The organism is Paraburkholderia bryophila (assembly GCF_013409255.1).
GTDB lineage: Bacteria > Pseudomonadota > Gammaproteobacteria > Burkholderiales > Burkholderiaceae > Paraburkholderia.
The window spans coordinates 3420439-3440906 of sequence record NZ_JACCAS010000001.1; the positions used below are offsets into that span (position 1 = coordinate 3420439).

20 protein-coding genes are annotated in these 20468 nt (G+C 63.8%); 11 read left to right on the top strand and 9 right to left on the bottom strand.

The genetic code is table 11. The features are described from left to right. Positions 1 to 123 precede the first annotated feature (123 nt). Entirely contained in the window at positions 124 to 1185 is a 1062-nt protein-coding gene (locus tag GGD40_RS15325) for an aldose 1-epimerase (RefSeq protein WP_179708300.1), read from the top strand. Positions 1186 to 1260: 75 nt separating this feature from the next. After that, positions 1261 to 2076: an orotidine-5'-phosphate decarboxylase gene (gene pyrF, locus GGD40_RS15330; protein WP_035548658.1), complete on the top strand. Its 816-nt coding sequence runs from the start codon at positions 1261 to 1263 to the stop codon at positions 2074 to 2076. 134 nt (positions 2077 to 2210) lie between these two features. Here the strand turns inward: pyrF and GGD40_RS15335 are convergent, their stop codons facing one another. The 4 genes from GGD40_RS15335 to thiL form a co-directional block, all read right to left on the bottom strand. Continuing rightward, the gene (locus GGD40_RS15335; protein WP_179744147.1) at positions 2211 to 2729 is read right to left on the bottom strand and encodes a cupin domain-containing protein; all 519 of its coding nucleotides are present in this window, start codon (positions 2727 to 2729) and stop codon (positions 2211 to 2213) included. Positions 2730 to 2767: 38 nt separating this feature from the next. Next, positions 2768 to 3268, bottom strand: coding sequence for a CinA family protein (locus GGD40_RS15340; protein ID WP_035548656.1), 501 nt, complete (start codon positions 3266 to 3268; stop codon positions 2768 to 2770). 68 nt (positions 3269 to 3336) lie between these two features. After that, a complete protein-coding gene (locus GGD40_RS15345) occupies positions 3337 to 3909 on the bottom strand; it encodes a phosphatidylglycerophosphatase A family protein (protein ID WP_179744148.1) in 573 nt (190 codons plus the stop codon). After that, complete coding sequence (gene thiL, locus GGD40_RS15350) at positions 3899 to 4897, bottom strand: thiamine-phosphate kinase (protein ID WP_179744149.1); 999 nt, start codon at positions 4895 to 4897, stop codon at positions 3899 to 3901. The genes GGD40_RS15345 and thiL overlap by 11 nt, the downstream gene beginning before the upstream one ends. Positions 4898 to 5191: 294 nt before the next feature. Here thiL and GGD40_RS15355 point away from each other — a divergent pair, with 294 nt between their 5' ends. The 3 genes from GGD40_RS15355 to GGD40_RS15365 all read left to right on the top strand — a co-directional run bounded on the left by GGD40_RS15355 (position 5192) and on the right by GGD40_RS15365 (position 8971). Then, the gene (locus GGD40_RS15355) at positions 5192 to 7531 is read left to right on the top strand and encodes an NADP-dependent malic enzyme (protein ID WP_179744150.1); all 2340 of its coding nucleotides are present in this window, start codon (positions 5192 to 5194) and stop codon (positions 7529 to 7531) included. A gap of 446 nt (positions 7532 to 7977) precedes the next feature. Beyond that, a complete protein-coding gene (locus GGD40_RS15360) occupies positions 7978 to 8394 on the top strand; it encodes a ribonuclease (RefSeq protein WP_035548646.1) in 417 nt (138 codons plus the stop codon). Between the two features lie 16 nt (positions 8395 to 8410). Continuing rightward, on the top strand, positions 8411 to 8971 hold the full coding sequence (locus tag GGD40_RS15365) for a barstar family protein (RefSeq protein WP_035549518.1): 561 nt from the start codon (positions 8411 to 8413) through the stop codon (positions 8969 to 8971). A 111-nt stretch (positions 8972 to 9082) separates the two neighbouring features. Here the strand turns inward: GGD40_RS15365 and GGD40_RS15370 are convergent, their stop codons facing one another. The 3 genes from GGD40_RS15370 to speE form a co-directional block, all read right to left on the bottom strand. After that, positions 9083 to 9823: a 16S rRNA (uracil(1498)-N(3))-methyltransferase gene (locus tag GGD40_RS15370; protein ID WP_179708313.1), complete on the bottom strand. Its 741-nt coding sequence runs from the start codon at positions 9821 to 9823 to the stop codon at positions 9083 to 9085. 19 nt (positions 9824 to 9842) lie between these two features. Continuing rightward, on the bottom strand, positions 9843 to 10256 hold the full coding sequence (locus GGD40_RS15375) for a VOC family protein (protein WP_035548641.1): 414 nt from the start codon (positions 10254 to 10256) through the stop codon (positions 9843 to 9845). A gap of 116 nt (positions 10257 to 10372) precedes the next feature. Beyond that, complete coding sequence (speE, locus tag GGD40_RS15380; RefSeq protein ID WP_179744151.1) at positions 10373 to 11260, bottom strand: polyamine aminopropyltransferase; 888 nt, start codon at positions 11258 to 11260, stop codon at positions 10373 to 10375. A gap of 307 nt (positions 11261 to 11567) precedes the next feature. Between speE and tkt the strand changes: the two genes are divergently transcribed. Both tkt and gap read left to right on the top strand, forming a co-directional pair. Beyond that, complete coding sequence (tkt, locus tag GGD40_RS15385; protein WP_179708316.1) at positions 11568 to 13589, top strand: transketolase; 2022 nt, start codon at positions 11568 to 11570, stop codon at positions 13587 to 13589. Positions 13590 to 13680: 91 nt separating this feature from the next. Continuing rightward, positions 13681 to 14691: a type I glyceraldehyde-3-phosphate dehydrogenase gene (gene gap / locus GGD40_RS15390; protein WP_035548635.1), complete on the top strand. Its 1011-nt coding sequence runs from the start codon at positions 13681 to 13683 to the stop codon at positions 14689 to 14691. A gap of 168 nt (positions 14692 to 14859) precedes the next feature. On the opposite strand, the gene GGD40_RS15395 is transcribed toward gap, so the two are convergent. Next, positions 14860 to 15546 (bottom strand): FadR/GntR family transcriptional regulator, encoded by a 687-nt coding sequence (locus GGD40_RS15395; RefSeq protein WP_179744152.1) that lies wholly within the window; start codon positions 15544 to 15546, stop codon positions 14860 to 14862. Between the two features lie 227 nt (positions 15547 to 15773). Between GGD40_RS15395 and GGD40_RS15400 the strand changes: the two genes are divergently transcribed. The 3 genes from GGD40_RS15400 to GGD40_RS15410 all read left to right on the top strand — a co-directional run bounded on the left by GGD40_RS15400 (position 15774) and on the right by GGD40_RS15410 (position 18753). Beyond that, a complete protein-coding gene (locus tag GGD40_RS15400) occupies positions 15774 to 17102 on the top strand; it encodes a C4-dicarboxylate transporter DctA (RefSeq protein ID WP_179744153.1) in 1329 nt (442 codons plus the stop codon). Between the two features lie 115 nt (positions 17103 to 17217). Beyond that, the gene (gene alc, locus GGD40_RS15405; protein ID WP_179744154.1) at positions 17218 to 18228 is read left to right on the top strand and encodes an allantoicase; all 1011 of its coding nucleotides are present in this window, start codon (positions 17218 to 17220) and stop codon (positions 18226 to 18228) included. A 12-nt stretch (positions 18229 to 18240) separates the two neighbouring features. Next, the gene (locus tag GGD40_RS15410) at positions 18241 to 18753 is read left to right on the top strand and encodes an ureidoglycolate lyase (RefSeq protein WP_179744155.1); all 513 of its coding nucleotides are present in this window, start codon (positions 18241 to 18243) and stop codon (positions 18751 to 18753) included. Positions 18754 to 18907: 154 nt separating this feature from the next. Here the strand turns inward: GGD40_RS15410 and fur are convergent, their stop codons facing one another. After that, positions 18908 to 19336, bottom strand: coding sequence for a ferric iron uptake transcriptional regulator (gene fur, locus GGD40_RS15415; RefSeq protein ID WP_035548620.1), 429 nt, complete (start codon positions 19334 to 19336; stop codon positions 18908 to 18910). Positions 19337 to 19494: 158 nt separating this feature from the next. On the opposite strand from fur, the gene GGD40_RS15420 reads away from it, so the two are divergent. Beyond that, on the top strand, positions 19495 to 20313 hold the full coding sequence (locus GGD40_RS15420; protein ID WP_179744156.1) for an outer membrane protein assembly factor BamE: 819 nt from the start codon (positions 19495 to 19497) through the stop codon (positions 20311 to 20313). Positions 20314 to 20468: the final 155 nt, after the last annotated feature.

The window sequence follows — 20468 nt, forward strand, 5'->3', positions numbered from 1 at the left end:
TCCCAGTGCCCGCAAATTATTAGCCTGCATTGCAGGACCCAGAGGCGACCGGTTCAAGAAAATCGCCCAACAGCATCCGTCAGCGATGACGGCCATGTCCAACGCCTCTCGATGGAGTCAGCTATGACTGTTGCGAATCTTGTTTCCGCCGCCCCGCCGACCTCCCAGAGCCGGCGCTCGCGACTTGCCGCGGCGGCCAATCCGGTGCTGCCGGGGCCGAGCACGTCGGCGGTGGCAGTCGGCGAAAGCAGCGGCGGTGAACTCGCGTGCATCACGCTCGCCAATGCCCATTTGCGCCTCGACGTCGCGCCGACGCTCGGCGGCGGCATCACCCGTTTCGACTGGCGCAACGACGGCGCGCTGACGCCGATTTTCCGGCGCTGCCGCCATGTCGCGGCCGATACGCAACCGAACCAGTTGGCCTGTTATCCGCTGCTGCCGTATTCGAACCGCATCGGCGGTGGTCGTTTCGATGTGGCGGGACGGCGCGTGGACGTGCCGCGCAATCGCGCCGACGAACCGTTGCCGATTCACGGCGACGGCTGGCTGTCGGCGTGGCAGGTGGCCGAGTCGGCGCGCGAAAGCGTGCGCCTGACGCTCGATCGTCACGACGGCAAACCGTACGCGTTCCGCGCGGCGCAAACCTACACGCTGGACGGCCCGACACTCGCCGTCACGCTCGAAATCGAAAACACGGGCCGCGAGGCGCTGCCGTTCGGGCTCGGCGTGCATCCGTTCTTTGTACGCGACGCGGATACCGAGTTGTCGGCGGCGGCCGGCGGCTTGTGGTTGTCCGGCGACGACTGGCTGCCGGTGCGTCATGTGCCGGCGCCGCCCGCGTGGCAATTTGGGGTGGCGTATCCGTTGCCGGATACCGTCGTCAATCATGCCTTTACGGGTTGGAGCGGGCAGGCGGCCGTGGTGTGGCCGAAGCGCCGACTGTCGCTGAATATCTCCGCAGACACCGACTACTACGTGCTGTACACGCCGACGGGCGAAGACTTCTTCTGCTTCGAGCCGGTGGATCATCCGATCAACGCGATGAACCTGGCCGGCGGCGCGTGCGAAAACGGCATGACCTTGCTGAAGCGCGGCGAGCGGCTGACGCGGACGTTCCGGTTTACTGTCGAGCGGACGGGTTTGCGTTCGATGCCGGGCGCACGTGGGACGAAGCGGCGGCAATAACGAACGGGGCGGCCCCTCGCGCAGGACGGGTAAAATACGCGCCACTTCCGTTCATCTGCTCGCCGCGAGACCTCCATGTCCCATTTCATCCCGACACTCAACGACGCCTGGCAGCGCACCAACTCGCTGCTGTGCGTCGGCCTCGATCCCGAGCCCAGCAAATTCCCGGGTGCGCTCGCGGGCCGTCCCGAAGCGATTTTCGAATTCTGCCGCACGATCGTCGACGCCACCGCGCCGTACGCGTCGTCGTTCAAGCCGCAGATCGCCTACTTCGCCGCGCATCGCGCCGAAGACCAGCTCGAGCAACTGATCGCGCACATTCACGCAAATCATCCGGGCCTGCCGGTGATTCTGGACGCGAAGCGCGGCGACATCGGCAGCACCGCCGAACAATACGCGCGCGAAGCCTTCGAGCGTTATCAAGCCGACGCGGTGACGGTCAATCCGTACATGGGGTTCGATTCGATCCAGCCGTATCTGGAGCATGAAGGCAAGGGCGTGATCGTGCTGTGCCGCACGTCGAACCCGGGTGGCTCCGATCTGCAATTTCTGGAAACCGGCGGCCGTCCGCTGTATCAGGTCGTCGCGCAACTGGCGGCCGACAAGTGGAATGCGAGCGGCCAACTCGCGCTGGTGGTCGGCGCGACGTTCCCGAAGGAAATCGAAGTGGTGCGTGGGATTGTCGGCGATATGCCGCTGCTGATTCCGGGCATCGGCGCGCAAGGCGGCGACGTGCAGGCGACCGTCAACGCCGGCCGCACCGCGAATGGCACGGGCATGCTGATCAACTCGTCGCGTGCGATTATCTACGCGAGTAAGGGCGACGATTTCGCTGACGCCGCCGCGAAAGCCGCGATGGAAACGCGGGATCGGATCAACGCGTTCCGGTGAGATTGGCGGTGAGGTTTTCGGCGAGGAACGTGCTGCGGTTTCTGACGGCGGCGCGTTTCTGCTGAGACTGTTCCACCGCGTTCCACCGCATTTCGCCGGAGCGCTGTCTACGCGCTCCGCTCAAGCAAGGCCGGCTAAACCGCCGGCCTTGGCTTTTCAATGAAGCCCGCATGCTGAGGATGCCGCGCCTTCAACGCGTCGACATCCGCCAGTTCGAACTCGCTGAATTCGAATCCCGGCGCGACGGTGCAGCCCACCAGCGCGAACGTCGACGGATCGGCGCACTCCGCGGAGAACCACAAGCCCGCCGGCACCACGGCCTGAAACACGGCATCCGGATGCGTCAACGCATTGCCCAGCTTATGGGTGATCAGCGCGCCGTTTTCATCGAGCACGTGAACGTTCAGCGGCTCGCCGGCATAGAAATGCCAGACTTCGTCGGACTTGATCCGATGCCACGCCGAATGCGCGCCGTCGCATAACAGGTAATAGATCGCGGTCGACGCCGAGCGCGTCTCCGCCGGCTCACCATCGCGCGTTACGCGCCCGGCCGAGCGGTACGTCTCGCTGAAAAATCCGCCTTCGGGATGCGGCTTCAGATCGAAGCGGCGGATCAGTTCGTCTTTGGCCATGGCGGCGTGTGATTCGGACATGGTTTCGCGGCTCCCCAACGTTTCGCTTTGACGAACCATCAATGCTCGCGCTCATCGAGCAACGCCAGCACGCCGCGCAGCGCATGTGTGGCGGCCTGCACGCGAATCTGTTCACGATCGCCCTTGAAAACCTTCGTTTCCACCGACGTATGCAGCCGGTTGCTCCAGCCGAACGAAACCATGCCGACCGGCTTGGTCTCGGTGCCGCCGCCCGGACCGGCGACGCCGGTGATCGACACCGACACCTGCGCGCGACTATTGCGCAGCGCGCCCTCGGCCATGGCGCGCGCGACCTGCTCGCTGACCGCGCCGTGCTTCTCGATCATGTCGGCCGGCACGCCGATCATCTCGCTCTTCGCCTGATTCGAATACGTGACGAAGCCGCGTTCGAACCAGCCGCTGCTGCCGGAAATGTCGGTGATCGCGGTCGCCACCATGCCGCCCGTACAGGATTCGGCGGTGACGAGCATCAGGCGTTCGTCGCGCAGGCGGTTGCTCACGCGAATCGCGAGCTGGTGAACCACGGAATCGGTAGGCATGGCGTCAATCCGGAAAACGGGGGCCCGCGGGCGAGGTCCGGCGGCACAGGGCCGGCCGCCGGCGAGGATTAAACCGACATGCGCCAGAGCGCAATGACGAGCAGCGTGAAAAATGCGGCAACCAGGTCATCGAACATGATGCCAAAGCCACCTTTCAGACGGCGATCGAAATAACCGATGGGCGGCGGTTTCACCATATCGAAGAAGCGGAACACGATGAACGCCCACAACTGCTCGGTCAGCGTGGCGGGCGTGACCATCAGCAGCACCAGCCAGAACGCGACGATCTCGTCCCACACGACCGGCGACGGGTCGTCGATGCCCAGCCTCTTCGCGGTAAAGCCGCACAGCGCGATGCCGCCGACAAAACCGAACGCGATCAGCAGACCCCATTCGGTCACGGTCAGATAGCGACTCAGAACGATGAACGACGCCCACGCGAACAGCGTGCCGAAGGTGCCTGGCGCGATGGGCGACAAGCCGCTGCCGAACCCCAGCGACAGCATGTGCAGCGGATGCGACAGCATGAACCGCGCGCTCGCGCGGCGCGGCCGTGGGCGCGGATTGGGCGCGTTGGGCTCTTTCGGCGGCTGGCCGTCGATGAGTTCGTCGGCGGGGCCGAGCGGGGGATCAGTCTGCATGAAAGTGGTCGAAGCCTTGCAACGTCAGAGTGAGCGGCGCGCCGGCGGCGTCGCGCCAGCCGATCGCCGGGCGGTCGGCCGCCGTTTGGAGAGCGCTTATTGTACCGACGCGGGTGACCGGCACGGCCGCCTCGCGACCGGCGTTTTGCACTGCGGCGCGCGCGGAAGCCGGCGCGGTGAAGCACAGTTCGTAATCGTCGCCGCCGGCCAGCGTGCAGCGCTGCTGGATGGCCGGCGACAAACGCCGCAGCGCGGCCGAGCGCGGCACCGCGTCGACGTCGACGGTGGCCTGCAAGTTGGAGCGTTCGAGAATGTGCAGCAGATCGCCGGCGAGGCCATCCGACAGATCGAGCGCCGCGTGCGCGATGCCGCGCAGCGCCAGCCCGAGCGCGACGCGCGGCTCCGGGCGCTCGAGGGCGCGACGAAACGTCGCAGCGTCGTCGGCATCGGCCTGCCACTCGCCGCGCTGTACGCCGAGCCCGGCGCGTGCGTTGCCGAGGGCGCCGGAAATCCAGATGTCGTCGCCGGCTTGCGCGGCGTCGCGGCGCAGCGCTACTTGCGGCGGCACACTGCCGAACACGGTGATGCACAGATTCAACGGGCCGCCGGTCGTATCGCCGCCGATCAGCGCGCACTCGTAGCGCTCGGCCAGCGCGAAGAGTCCTGCGCTGAAGGCGGCCAGCCAGGTTTCGTCGGCTTTCGGCAACGAGAACGCCAGCGTGAACGCCTGCGGCCGCGCGCCCATTGCCGCGAGATCCGACAGATTCACCGCGAGCGCTTTGTGACCGAGCGCTTGCGGATCGACGTCGGCGAAGAAGTGGCGGCCTTCCACCAGCATGTCGGTCGATATCGCCAGCATTTCGCCGGGGCGTGGCGCGAGCAGCGCGCAGTCGTCGCCGATGCCGAGCGCGCCGCTCTCCGTGTCGGACGGTTGAGCGGCGGCGCGGCGCGCGAAGAAACGATCGATCAGCGAAAACTCGGAGAGCATGGCGGCGGTGCGTGAACAGTAAGTGAGCGGTGGATGAGCGGTAGGTGACCGAAAGCGAGCGATAGTTGAGCCAATAAGCGCCGCGAACGTCGGCTAACGGCGCGCATTGTACGAAGCGACCGCCGGTTCAATCCGGGTTCAATCCCTAATGCGCCGGCAACGCCCAAGCGAGTAGGCTGTACGGCACGTCAACGCTGCATTTCGACCGATGCACATTGCATCGACCTTTCGCACTGTTTCGGTCGCGGCAGTTGTACCCGTTTTGAAGGAATTGAGCCGGCAATTGGGGCTACAATGCCGTCGAACATCTATTCTAATCCGCACTTCGAAGCCCGCCTTATGTCGACTCCCGTCAATAGCAAACTCCGCGAAGCCGCCCTCGATTACCACGAGTTTCCCACTCCGGGGAAGATCGCGATCGCCCCGACCAAGCAGATGATCAACCAGCGCGATCTCGCGCTGGCGTATTCGCCGGGTGTCGCGTTCGCGTGCGAGGAAATCGTCGAGAATCCGCTGAACGCCGCGCGTTTCACCGCGCGCAGCAACCTGGTCGGCGTCGTCACGAACGGCACCGCGGTGCTGGGTCTGGGCAACATCGGGCCGCTCGCGTCGAAGCCGGTCATGGAAGGCAAGGCGGTGCTGTTCAAGAAGTTTGCCGGCATCGACGTGTTCGATATCGAGCTGAACGAGTCCGATCCGCACAAGCTGGTCGAGGTGATCTGCGCGCTCGAGCCGACCTTCGGCGGGATCAACCTGGAAGACATCAAGGCGCCGGATTGCTTCATCGTCGAACGCGAATGCCGCAAGCGCATGAAGATTCCGGTGTTCCACGACGACCAGCACGGCACGGCGATCGTCGTGGCGGCAGCCATCACCAACGGTTTGAAGGTGGTCGGCAAAGACATCAAGTCGGTCAAGCTGGTGTCGTCGGGCGCGGGCGCCGCGGCGCTGGCCTGTCTGGATCTTCTGGTCGATATCGGCCTGCCGCTCGAAAATATCACCGTCACCGATCTGGCCGGCGTGGTCTACAAGGGCCGCGTCGAACTGATGGACCCGGACAAGGAACGCTTCGCGCGTGAAACCGACGCCCGCACGCTCGCCGAAGCAATCGGCGGCGCGGACATTTTCCTGGGTCTGTCGGCCGGCGGCGTGCTGAAGCAGGACATGGTCAAGCAGATGGCGGACAGGCCGCTGATTCTGGCGCTCGCCAATCCGACGCCGGAAATCCTGCCGGAACTCGCACTCGAAGTGCGTCCGGACGCGGTGCTGTGCACGGGCCGCACCGACTATCCGAACCAGGTGAACAACGTGCTGGTGTTCCCGTTCCTGTTCCGCGGCGCGTTGGACGCGGGCGCGACGACGGTGACGCGGGAAATGGAAATCGCGGCGGTCAACGCGATCGCCGAACTGGCGCGCCAGGAGCAGAGCGATATCGTCGCGACGGCTTACGGCATTCAGGATCTATCGTTCGGGCCGGCCTATCTGATTCCGAAGCCGTTCGATCCGCGCCTGATCGTCAAGGTCGCGCCGGCCGTGGCGAAGGCCGCGATGGATTCGGGCGTCGCCGAGCGTCCGATCGAAGATATGGACGCGTACGAACAGCATCTGCAGCAGTTCGTGTATCACAGCGGCACGACCATGAAGCCGATCTTCCAGGTGGCGCGTGGCGTCGAACCGGAGAAGAAGCGCATTGTGTTCGCGGAAGGCGAAGAAGAGCGCGTGCTGCGCGCCATGCAGATCATCGTCGACGAAAAGCTCGCCAAGCCGATTCTGATCGGTCGTCCGGCGGTGATCGAGCAGCGGATCGCGCGCTACGGTCTGCGTCTGATCGCGGGTCAGGACTACACGGTCGTGAACACCGACCATGACGAGCGTTATCGCGACTTCTGGCAGGAATACTTCAAGATGATGTCCCGTAAGGGCATCACCGAGCAGATGGCCAAGCTCGAAATGCGCCGCCGCACCACGCTGATCGGCGCGATGCTGGTGAAGAAGGGCGAAGCGGACGGCATGATCTGCGGCACGGTCAGCACGACGCACCGTCACCTGCACTTCATCGATCAGGTGATCGGCAAGAAGGAAGGCCGCAAGGTCTACGCGGCGATGAATGGTCTGGTGCTGCCGAATCGGCAGATTTTCATTGTCGATACGCACGTGAACGTGGACCCGACGCCGGAGCAACTGGCCGAGATCACGATCATGGCTGCGGAAGAAGTGCGCCGTTTCGGTATCGAGCCGAAGGTCGCGCTGCTGTCGCATTCGAACTTCGGTTCGAGCAATGCGCCGACCGCGCAGAAGATGCGCGACACGCTGGCGATCCTGCGCGAGCGCGCGCCGGAACTGCAAGTGGACGGCGAAATGCACGGCGACGTGGCGCTCGACGCGAATCTGCGCCGCGAAGTGCTGCCCGATTCGACGCTCGAAGGCGACGCGAATCTGCTGGTGCTGCCGAACATCGACGCGGCCAACATCTCGTACAACCTGCTGAAGACTGCCGCGGGCAACAACATCGCGATTGGTCCGATGCTGCTGGGCGCGGCTCAGCCGGTTCACGTGCTGACGGCGTCGGCAACGGTGCGCCGGATCGTCAACATGACGGCGCTGCTGGTCGCGGACGTGATCGCGGCGCGCTGATCGGGCCTGCATCGAGTCTGTTGATCGAACCTCGTGTGGCGCAGGGGATCCTCGCCACACGAAAAACACGAAAAAGCGGAAAAAAAAGCGTGCCCGCAATGGGCACGCCTCGGGTGAACTGGGGAATAGTCACCCTGAAATGGCAAACCGCACGATCCAGCTTCCAACGAATTTAGCCCTCCGGGCGCGCGCCAGAAGGCGACGCACCCAAGCTGGCCGCATGCTGAATCTCACGCAACCAGCGTGCGATTGCTAAATCGAGCTAAAGTTTAGCTTGACTAAGCTAACAATTCTGTCAAAAGTCGTCAAAGCCACTCTGGTGGGCGTTTTCGCTTGACTGATAGCGAACGCCAGCCTGGCGAACGTTGATTCCAAAGGCTATTAGCGATACCCTTACGACTTTCATGGTCGTCAAACTCGTGATTTAACAGCGGGAACCCTGGTACATGGCACGCAAGTGGCTGCGCATGAAAGGCGTGCTGATCGGTGCTTTAACGCTGTGCGTGTTATCCGGTTCCGTGCCTGGCGCGTTGGCGCGCGACTATACGGCGCCCGCCGATGCAAACGCACAGGTGCAGGGCGTCGTCGCGCTGGCGCAGTTGCCGCGCGAAGCGGTCAATACATTGAACTTGATTGCCGCCGGCGGGCCTTACCCGTATGAGAAGGACGGCATCGTATTCGGCAATCGCGAACGGTTGCTGCCGGCCCATCGGCGCGGCTATTACCACGAATACACCGTTCCCACGCCTCGCGCGCGTAATCGCGGGGCGCGTCGCATCGTCTGCGGTGGTCCGCTACAGCGAACCGACAATTGTTACTACTCGGACGACCACTACACCAGTTTTAATCGTATTGTTGAATGACATCGGGATGAACGGCATGAGCGACAACGTCTACGCGCACGACTCCGGAGTCGCGACGGATCTTTTCGCGGCCGGCGACGGCAATTTGTTCCAACGCGTCATGCAGATGCGCGCCGGCGATCAGGGCCGCGAGAACCAGAGCGAAACAGGCACTGTGGTTTCATCGAACGAGGAGCCCATGAGTCTTTTCAAGACCGTACGACCGAACATCGTACAGTCGATCCGCGCGTTTCGCGTGCAGGATCTAGCTGACGAGGCCGAGCAACTCGGCCAGCATTTCCTCTATGCATATTGCGCGAACGCGCAGTCCAAGCAGGAAGTGCTCGAGACTATCGCGACATCGTTCCTGTTTCCGAAGCACTTCGGCAAAAATTACGACGCGCTCTACGATTGCCTGACCGACCTGGTTCATAAGGCCGGTACGCAACCCGGCTTCGTGATCGTGCTCGAACAATTGCCGGTCGCTCAGAAGTTCGACAAGGAAGGTCGTGAAACGCTGCTGGACGTGTTCCGCGAAGCGGCCGAGTTCTGGGCCGAGCGCAAGGTGGCGTTCCGGGTGTTCTACTCGTTTGCGTAAGGTTTGGCCGCGCAGCGCAGTCGCTGCCTGAGGCTGAGAAAAAAAAGGGCCCGCCGATTGGCGGGCCTTTTGCTTTTGGTGCGCGGCGTTGAGTGGGCCGCCGATGTCGACTTACCACCCACCCCAGCGCGCGGCCAGCGCGGAAAGCACGGCGATTCCGGCCGTTTCGGTGCGCAACACGCGTGGGCCGAGCCCAACCGCGGTAAAGCCGTGATCGGTCGCGGCGGCTTCTTCGGCGGCGGAAAAACCGCCTTCCGGGCCGACCAGCACGGTCACGCGTCCGAGCGGCGGCGTGGCGGGCAACGCCGTAAAGCTGATGCTCGCGCGCGGCGACAGCAGAATCCGCAGTTCGCTGTCTTCCGGCGTGCGCGGCAGCGCGCCGAGCCAGGTCGCGATCTCGCGCACCGGCATGACTTCCGGCAGACGATTGCGGCCGCACTGTTCGCACGACGCGCGTACGATCCCTTGCCAATGCGCATGCCGCCGCTGCGCGCGCTCGCCGGACAGGCGCACGACGCTACGCGTGGTGGTCAACGGCATGAAGCACGACGCGCCGAGTTCGACCGCTTTTTCGATCAGCCAGTCCATCTTGTCGCCGCCGGCGATGCCCTGCGCGAGCGTGAGGTGATACGGCGCTTCGATTTCGATGGCGCGGAATTCGCGCACCACGACCTTCGCCGAGCGGCGTTCGACCTCGACGAGTTCAGCGCTGTACTCGCCGCCTTCGCCGTTGAACAGCACGATCGAGTCGCCGGGCTGCAGGCGCAGAACGAGGATGTGACGTACGACGTCGTCCGGAAGCGGCAGGATGTCGTCGGAGTTGAGCGCCGTATCGACGAAGAAGCGAGGCATCAGAGAAATACTCATTGGTTCAGGAAAGGTGGCGAGCGAGCGCCCAACGGTAGCCGTCTAGGTCTTCGACCTGGGCGAAGCGGTCGCCCCAGAACTGATCCTGTGGCTCGCTCAACGATTTGGCGCCGGCGGCCAGCGCCCGCGTGTAAACCGCGTCGACGTCGTCGACATAGACATAGAACGATTGCGGCGCGATCGCGCCCGCGCTTTTGGGGGTTTTCGCCGCGGACCCGAACGCGCCTTCGGGCGCGAACATCACGATCAACTGGCCTTGATAGGTCATCTCGACATGCATGACGACGCCGTCGTCCTGCACGCTGTCGCGTACTTCGAAGCCGAACGCCGCCGAGAAGAATGCGCTCGTGGCGCCTGCGTCGCGTACTGTCAGATAGGGGGTCAACCAGGGCACACCGGCTGGGCGGGAGGCGGTCATGGGATTCTCCGGATCGAGAGGGGTTGGCGGGACGCAGGCTGTGCGATCAGCGGGACGACTGCGCAATCGGTGTGTCGATCGTGCGGCCCGGGCGAACCGTACATTGTGCCCACGCTTCAGTGTGTTGACGTTAAGAATTGACTTAGTTTATCGCGCACGGAGCGCGATGCCGAGAACAGTCCCGCGTGCAGGGCCGGGTCGTAATGCCTCAGCGAGGCGAGTTCGAGTCGGCGCGCGGCGAAACGTGCGGCGAGCGCGTCGGCGTCGAGGGCCGTGGGGTCGAGCGTGTCGCTGGCGGTGGCCATCATCCAGAGCGAGCCGTACAGCGGGATGAAGGCGCTCATCGTGCGGACAATCGCGAATGCCGTGCGCAAGCCGTCGAGCAGGCCGGCTACGCGCTGCGCATGAAAGTAGGGCGAGCCGAGATGCACGGAGAGCGCGGCGGTTGGGGTCATCGTCCGTTTGAGCTGCGTGTAGAAGGCCTGTGTGTACAAGCCCGCTGCGGGCGAGTCCGGCGGCGTCAGGTCGAATATCACCAGATCGAACCGTGTCTCCGCCGATGTTGCCGTCGCCGCAACGTAACCGGCGGCGTCGCCGATTACCAGTTCGACGCGCGGGTCGTCGAAAGCGCCGCCGTGTACGTCGGGCAAATGCTCGCGCGTCAGGCGCACCACTTCGGCATCCAACTCCGCCACCACGATGCGTTCGATGCCGGGATGCTTCAGCAGTTGCCGCGCGGCCCCGCCGTCGCCGCCGCCCAGCACCAGCGCGGACTTCGGCGCCGGATGCGTGAGCGCGGCTGGATGCACCATGCATTCGTGATAGATGAACTCGTCGCCGACGGAGGTCATCGGACGGCTGTCGAGCGTGAAGAGCCGGCCGAGCTGAGGCGTGTCCCACACCTCGATACGCTGATACGGCGAGTCGACACAGGCGATCCGTCGTGCGTGCGGAAATCCGTAGACGGCGTCGGGACTTGGGTGAAACAGCAGCGGAGCGCTCACGGCGGACGGGCTCCGTCGGGAGCGCGGTGGGTTCAGGTTGTCCAATTGTAAACCGCGAACCGAGGCGAACCGGGCCGAACCGGGCCGAACCGCAGCACACCCCAGCGCTCACGCGCGGCCTCGGGCCATGCGGGTTTCCGCTCGGGAGCCGCGCAACGTTCTGCTAGAATGTCACGCTTTCAGCCTTGTCCGTTTGCTCTGCCCGTTTCGCGTCTCCTGGCGCCGCACCGTGCGCCGAAGCGAACTGGCCGCCGAGCATCCGGGACTCAAGCGCACACCGCTTTCTGACTCTGTCTCCGGACTCGACATGACGACCCCGTCTCCCGCACCCACTTCCCTGATGGCCAACGCAATCCGCGCGTTGTCCATGGACGCCGTTCAAAAAGCGAATTCCGGTCACCCCGGCATGCCGATGGGCATGGCCGAAATCGGCGTGGCCTTGTGGTCGCGTCATCTGCGTCACAACCCGACGAACCCGCAGTGGTCGGACCGCGACCGCTTCGTGCTGTCGAACGGCCACGGCTCGATGCTGCTGTACTCGCTGCTGCATCTGACCGGCTACGATCTGCCGATCGAAGAACTGAAGAACTTCCGCCAGATGCATTCGAAGACGCCGGGTCACCCGGAATACGGCATCACGCCGGGCGTCGAAACGACCACTGGCCCGCTCGGCCAGGGTCTGGCGAATGCGGTCGGCATGGCGCTCGCCGAGTCGCTGCTGGCCACCGAATTCAACAAGCCCGACGCGAAGATCGTCGACCACCACACCTACGTGTTCGTCGGCGACGGCTGTCTGATGGAAGGCATCTCGCACGAAGCCTGCTCGCTCGCGGGCGTGCTGAAGCTGAACAAGCTGATCGCGTTCTACGACGACAACGGCATCTCGATCGACGGCGAAGTGGTGCACTGGTTCCACGACGACACGCCGAAGCGCTTCGAAGCGTACGGCTGGAACGTGGTCCCGAACGTGGTCGGCCACGACGTCGACGCGGTGGACGCGGCGATCAAACAAGCCAAGCAATCCGACAAGCCGACGCTGATCTGCTGCAAGACCGTGATCGGAGAAGGCGCGCCGACCAAGGCCGGCAGCCACGATTCGCACGGCTCGCCGCTCGGCGACAAGGAAATCGCGGCCACGCGTGAAAAGATCGGCTGGAAGTGGGAGCCGTTCGTGATTCCGCAGGAAGTCTATGCAGCGTGGGACGCGAAGGAAGCGGGCGCGCGCATCGAATCCGAGTGGGACAAGGCGTTCGCGGCCTATCAGGCCAAGTATCCGCAGGAAGCCGCCGAATTCACGCGCCGTATGGCCAAGCAGTTGCCGGCCGATTGGGCGGAACAGGCGAAGGCGATCGTCGCCGGCGCGAACGAACGCAAGGAAACCATTGCTACGCGTAAAGCGTCGCAACAGGCTATCGAAGGTCTGTCGGCCGTGCTGCCGGAACTGCTTGGCGGCTCCGCCGATCTGACAGGTTCGAACCTGACCAACTGGAAGGCCGCCAAGCCGGTGCGCGTGAACGCGGAAGGCCGCGCTGCCGGCAACTACGTGAACTACGGCGTGCGCGAATTCGGCATGAGCGCGGCGATCAACGGCATCGCGGTGCACGGCGGCTTCAAGGCCTTCGGCGGCACGTTCCTGACGTTCTCCGACTACAGCCGCAACGCGTTGCGCGTCGCCGCGCTGATGAAAGCGCCGTCGATCTTCGTGTTCACGCACGACTCGATCGGTCTCGGCGAAGACGGCCCGACCCACCAGTCGATCGAACACGTCGCGAGCCTGCGTCTGATTCCGCATCTGCAAGTGTGGCGCCCGGCCGATACGGTCGAAACGGCGGTGGCCTGGACCCACGCGGTCGAACATCACGGCCCGTCGGTCCTGATCTTCAGCCGTCAGAACCTGCTGTTCTCGGAACGCACGGACGCGCAGATCGCCAACATCGAGAAGGGCGGCTACGTGCTGCGCGACTGGAACGACGAAATCCCCGCGCGCAAGATCATCCTGATCGCCACCGGTTCGGAAGTCGAACTGGCGCTGAACGCGGTCGAGTCGCTGGCGCGCGAAGGCATCGGCGCCCGCGTCGTGTCCATGCCGTCGACCACCGTGTTCGACAAGCAGGACGCCGAGTACCGCGAACGCGTGTTGCCGCAAGGCGTGCGCCGCGTCGCGATCGAAGCAGGTGTCACGGATTTCTGGCGCAAGTACGTGGGTCTGGAAGGCGGCGTGGTCGGCATCGACACGTTCGGCGAATCGGCCCCGGCTGGCGTGCTGTTCAAGCATTTCGGCTTCACCGTCGAGAACGTGGTAGCGACGGCCAAAGCGGCACTCGGCTGATCTTCGGCAAGTCTGGCCGCATGCGTTGCGGTCAGACTGGGAAGCGCAGACGAATAGAGACGAATTTTTTTCAGCCATCAGGAGATAGACCATGACGATTCGCGTCGCAATCAACGGCTACGGCCGGATCGGCCGCAACACGCTGCGCGCCTTCTATGAAAACGGCAAGAAGCACGATATCGAAATCGTCGCCATCAACGATCTCGGCGATGCCAAGACCAACGCACACCTGACGCAATACGACACCGCGCACGGCAAGTTCCCGGGCGAAGTGTCGGTGGACGGCGACTACCTGGTTGTGAACGGCGACAAGATCCGCGTGCTGGCGAACCGCAACCCGGCCGAACTGCCGTGGGGCGAGCTGAACGTTGACGTCGTGTTGGAATGCACGGGCTTTTTCACGACCAAGGAAAAGGCGAGCGCGCACATCAAGGGTGGCGCGAAGAAGGTGATCATCTCGGCGCCGGGCGGTAAAGACGTCGACGCAACGATCGTCTACGGCGTGAACCACCATGTGCTGAAGGCATCGGACACGGTGATCTCGAACGCATCGTGCACGACGAACTGCCTCGCACCGCTCGTCAAGCCGCTGAACGACAAGATCGGCCTCGTGAACGGTCTGATGACCACGATTCACGCTTACACGAACGACCAGGTTCTGACGGACGTGTACCACGAAGACCTGCGCCGCGCGCGTTCGGCCACGCATAGCCAGATCCCGACCAAGACCGGCGCTGCGTCGGCGGTTGGCCTGGTGCTGCCGGAACTGAACGGCAAGCTCGACGGCTACGCGATTCGCGTGCCGACGATCAACGTGTCGGTGGTCGACCTGTCGTTCATCGCCGCGCGCGACACGACGGTCGAAGAAGTCAATGCGATCATGAAGGAAGCGTCGGAAGGCTCGCTGAAGGGCATCCTCGGTTACAACGAGGCGCCGCTGGTGTCGATCGACTTCAACCACAACCCGGCTTCGTCGACGTTCGACGCGACGCTGACCAAGGTGTCGGGCCGTCTGGTGAAGGTGTCGAGCTGGTACGACAACGAGTGGGGCTTCTCGAACCGCATGCTGGATACGGCTGTGGCGCTGGCCAACGCGAAGTAAGGTCGACAACGCATTGCGCTGCCGGCTCTGAGTCGGCGGGGCTGAAGCGTCAGAGGCAAAGAAAAGCCGCTCTTCGGAGCGGCTTTTTTACGCCTGCGTTCTGCGCCGGCGCGTTTGGCATGGCTGAGGCATCTGCCGCGTCTAACGCGTTTGCCTCTACGTTCGCGTCTACGGCGTCGGGAAGTACACGCCGGCGCGCTGCGCCGCGTTCGAGATATGCGTCTCGATCGCCTGGCCCGCCGCGATGGAATCGCGCGCCTTCAGCGCATCCAGAATCACACGATGTTCGATGTACGTGGACAGCACCAGCTCGCGTCGGTAGAACGGCATGCGCTGGCTTTCCTTCATGATGTCCGCGCTGCTGCTCAGGATCGATTCGATCGCCGCGTTGCCGGCAATATTCACGATCCGCATATGGAAGTCGTAGTCGAGGCGCGCGGCCTCGTCGAGTTCGTCGCACGCGAGCGCCGTTTGCATGGCCGTGATGTTGTGCTCGAACCAGGCGAGGTCGGCCTCGCTGACGGCAAGCGCCGCCATGCGCGCGATAAAGCCTTCCAGCGCATAGCGCATCTGGTACGTATCCGGCAGCGACGATTGCTCCGCGAAGCGCCACGATTGCGCGGCCACCGCCTGCGCGCTTTCCACGTAGACGCCCTTGCCGGGCCGGATCATCAGCAGACCGAGCGCTTCAAGTGTGGACAACGCCTCGCGCAACGAAGCGCGGCTGATCTCCAGTTCCTCGGAAAGCTGACGCTGCGCCGGCAGCAAACTGCCCACCGGATAGACGCCCGCTTCGATGCGTTCGCGAATGGTCGCGATGGCGGCGTCGGTGACGGTGTGCGGGGCGTTTTTCATCGTAACTCACTTGAAAGCGTGGTCAGACCAGCATTGTATTACGCGTGCCGAACGCTCATGCGGCACATCGTTGCGCATTCGCGATACGACCCGAAATGGCTGCAAAAACAACGGGTAAACACTGTTCCTTGAAACCTTGACGTCAGTATATCGGCTTCCTACTATCTGCCATAACAGTACTGGTCGGACCAGTCTGAACAGATCAGCATCTCAACCAGGAGAAAGCCGTGTTGAAGTTTTTCAATTCGCTGTTTGGCCGGGTCGTCATAGCGCTGGTGGCCGGCATTGTGATCGGCGCCGTGTATCCGCATTTCGCCCAATCGCTGCGTCCGCTCGGCGACGGCTTTCTCAAGCTGATCAAGATGGTGATCGGCCCGATCGTGTTCTGCGTCGTGGTGAGCGGCATGGCGCATGCCGGCGATCTGCGCAAAGTCGGCCGCGTTGGTTTGAAGGCGGTGGTCTACTTCGAGGTCATGACGACGATCGCGCTCGTGATCGGCGCGGTGCTCGCGTATGCCACACGTCCCGGCGTCGGCATGAACATCAATCTGCATTCGCTCGATCCTGCCTCGCTGGCCACGTACACCGAGAACGCCAAGAGCCTCAAGGACACCGCGGGCTTTCTGCTGAAGATCATCCCCGACACGGCGATCAACGCGTTCGCCACCGGCGACATCCTGCAAATTCTGGTGTTTTCGGTGCTGTTCGGCTCGGCGCTGTCGCTGCTCGGCAATAAGGCGCAGCGCGTCAGCAGCCTGATCGACGAACTGTCGCAAGTGTTTTTCCGCGTGATGGGTTTCATCATCAAGCTCGCGCCGCTCGGCGTGCTCGGCGCGATCGCTTTTACGACGGGCACCTACGGCGTCGAATCGCTCAAGCAACTCGGCTTGCTGGTGCTGGTGTTCTACGCGAGCTGCTTCGTGTTCGTGGTGGTCGTGCTGGGTGTAGTGATGCGGCTCGCCGGCTTCAGCATCTTCAAGCTGATCCGCTATCTGCGCGAAGAACTGTCGATCGTGCTCGGCACCGCTTCGTCCGACGCCGTGCTGCCGCAGATCATGCGCAAGCTCGAATGGATGGGCGTGAAGGATTCGACCGTCGGCCTGGTGATTCCGACCGGCTACTCGTTCAATCTCGACGGCTTCTCGATCTATCTCACGCTCGCGGTGATCTTCATCGCGCAGGCCACCAACACGCCGCTGTCCTTGCATGACCTGATCGTCGTGGTGCTGGTGTCGCTGGTGACGTCGAAGGGCGCGCACGGCATTCCCGGCTCGGCGATCGTGATTCTGGCCGCGACGCTGTCCGCGATTCCGGCGATCCCCGTGCTCGGCCTCGTGCTGATCCTGCCGGTCGACTGGTTCGTCGGCATTGCCCGCGCGCTGACCAACCTGATCGGCAATTGCGTGGCGACGGTGGTGGTCGCCGTGTGGGAAAACGATATCGACCGGGTGCGCGCGCATCGCGTGTTGAACCGCGATGCCGCGTTGCGCTACGTGCCGGCCGGTGAAGATTCGAGCGACGAATCGGCCGCGGGCGAACACGCGCCGGCCGTCTGATTTCCCGATTCCCCGATTCCCCGAATTCCGCGCGCCGACGCAGCGCGCTTCCAGCCTCGGCGGATGACGACAATCCGCCGACACTCCTTCACTTTTTCGTTGCCTGACCGAGACTATGGCCAATCCGATCCTCGACCCCAACGCACCCGCTTTCACCCGTCGCTACATGAATCTCGCCGACCCGCGACTGGGCGCGAAAGCGCTCCACGCCAGCGACGAATTCTTCGCGCCCAAGGAACGCATGCTGGAGCCGCAACCCGCGGTGTTCATCCCCGGCAAATACGACGACCACGGCAAGTGGATGGACGGCTGGGAAACTCGCCGCAAGCGCACCACCGGCCACGACTACTGCGTGATCCGCCTCGCGCGTCCGGGCGTCGTGCATGGCGTCGATCTGGACACGAGCCACTTCACCGGCAACTTCCCGCCGGCCGCATCGATTGAAGCCTGCTACGCGGACGGCGACGTGCCGTCCGATAACGCCGACTGGCAACCGCTTGTGCCGGCCACTACGCTGCAAGGCAACCAGCACCATTACGTCGAAGTGGGCGACGCGCGCGCGTTCACGCATCTTCGAGTGAATCTGTATCCGGACGGCGGCCTCGCCCGTTTGCGCGTGTATGGCCAGCCGAAGCGCGACTGGGAGCGCGTCGACAGCGGCACGCTGCTGGACCTCGCCGCCGTCGAGAACGGCGCGTATCTGGTCGCGGCCAACAATCAGCACTTCGGTCCCGCCTCGCAAATGCTGATGCCGGGTCGCGGCGTGAACATGGGCGACGGCTGGGAAACCCGCCGCCGCCGCGAGCCGGGCAACGACTGGGCGATCGTCGCGCTGGCGCGGCCGGGCGTGATCCGCAAAATCGAAGTCGACACCGCGCACTTCAAGGGCAACTACCCGGACCGCTGCTCGCTGCAAGCGGCCACGGTGACGGGCGGCACCGACGATTCGCTCATCACGCAGGCCATGTTCTGGCCGGTGCTGCTCGGTGAACAGAAGCTGCAGATGGATCACGTCCACACCTTCGCGGACGGCATCGCGTCGCTGGGTCCGGTCACGCATGTGCGTTTCAATATCTTTCCGGACGGCGGCGTGTCGCGCCTGCGCTTGTGGGGCGAAATCGCGTAACGGAGCTCGTCGATGAAAACATTGCAGATGGAGCGCCTGACGCGGACGGCCTTCGCGCCGTTCGGCGACGTGATCGAACTGGACGGCGCGCGCCACTTCGCGATCAACGGCGGTACGACCGAGCGCTTTCACGACCTCGCCAGCGTCGATGTGACGGAGCAGGGCGGCCGGCCGCTGATCAACCTGTTTCGCGCGCAACCGCGCGCGCTACCGGTGGAGATCACGATGATGGAGCGGCATCCGCTCGGCAGTCAGGCTTTCATTCCGTTGACGGCGGGCCGCTATCTGGTGGTGGTCGCGCCGGCGGGTGAATTCGAGCCGTCGCGGATGCGCGCATTCTGGACCGACGCCTGGCAGGGCGTGAACTACGCGAAGGGCGTCTGGCATCACCCGTTGCTGGCGCTCGATCGGGTGAGCGATTTCGTGGTGGTCGATCGCGGCGGTGAGCAGCCCAATTGCGATGAATTGTCATTGGCTGAGCCGTGGCGGCTGGTGTTCGAAGCGAGCGCGGAGTTGGTCGAATAAGGCCATACGCGCGCGTCGCGGATAGACCGCATCCCACCGCGCCGCAGAAGCAAAAAGACCCGGCCGATTCGCATCGGCCGGGTCTTTTTTTGCCTACCTGCCGGACCGCGCACCCCGCCGCGGCCGACTCTCGCTCACTACACCCGAAGGCGCGTCAATGCTTGCGATGCGGGCAATTTTCCTTGGTGCACGCACCGTACAGCGCCAGCGCGTGTTCCTGCAGTTTGAAGCCGCGTTCCTTCGCAATGGATTGCTGACGGCTTTCGATCTCGGCATCGAAAAATTCTTCGACGAGCCCGCAATCGAGGCAAACGAGGTGGTCGTGGTGCGACCCTTCGTTCAGTTCGAACACCGCTTTACCCGATTCGAAGTTGCTGCGCGACAGCAGGCCAGCCTGCTCGAACTGCGTCAGCACGCGATACACGGTTGCCAGGCCGATATCGAGTTCTTCGTGCAACAGGTTGCGGTACACATCTTCGGCGGTCAGATGACGCACCGGGCTGTGCTGGAATATCTCAAGGATTTTGAGGCGCGGAAGGGTCGCCTTGAGCCCGATATTCTTGAGATCGGTTGGATTGGTCATGACAAGGGATCCCTAGAGTACAATGCTGGGCTCTCATAGTAATGTGTTTTTGCCGTTCTGGTCATCTTCGATGGAATGAAACTCGCGCGGCTCGTCCACGGGCCCGCACGGTGAGTGAAATGATTTCAAAATCTCAATTGATCTACCGGGGGAGCCGCATGCGGGGTACCTTGATCGCTGTTGCGACTGTCGCGGTTCTTGCCGGATGTTCCACTTACGACAGCCTGACACAGCGCGTTGCCCAAAGCATCACGCCGTACCGCATCACGGTCGTGCAGGGCAACTTTGTTTCGAAAGAAGCGGCTGCGCAAATGCAGGCCGGCATGTCGCGCGCACAGGTGAAGCAACTGCTCGGCACGCCGCTGTTGACCGACATGTTCCACGCGGACCGCTGGGACTACGTGTTCTATTTCAAGCGCGGCTCGACCAACGTCGTGCAGCAGCGCGATTTCGTGGTGATGTTCTCGGGTGACCGGGTCGCAAGCTGGAGCGGCGGCGAAGATCTGCCGTCCAACCTCGAGTTGCTGGCTGAAATCGACGGCGACAAGCTCGGCAAGAAGAAGGCTGCGGCGTTGCTCAGCCCGGCCAGCGGCGCGAGCGCGCCGGCTGCTGCCGCTGCTGCACCGGCCTCGTCGACGGCTGTCGTCGGCGCTACAGCAGCAGCCGTGCCGTCCACGGACGCCAACGCGGAAGCGGCGCAAGCCGCCAATCGCGCGACTAACGCTGTGTCGTCGGGCAGTGGCTTGCGGCCGTCCGTGCCGAGCGCGCCGACCGCCAGCGGTGGTGGCATCCCGTCAACAGGGCCGACGGCCGCGGGTCAGCCGCAGTTCCAGTTCCACCGTCCGCCGCCGCCGCAAAATCCGAATACGGACAACAGCAATCCGGTCGGCCCGACGGGTCCGCAAAGCAGCAACGGCGGCCCGACGTACAACGCACCGCTGACCTCTTCTCCGTCGACTTCGGGAACGGGCGGCTAATCCCGCTGTCCGTGTCTTAAGACGGGCACAGGATCGGGCACCGCGCACGCGCCATCGCGTGGTGCGCGGCGCCGGTCCGGTTCTCTGCATTTTTCAGTGATGCGCGGCGCCCGGGCGTGCTGCTCGCCGCCGCTTCCCCCCGCATTTGCCGGGGT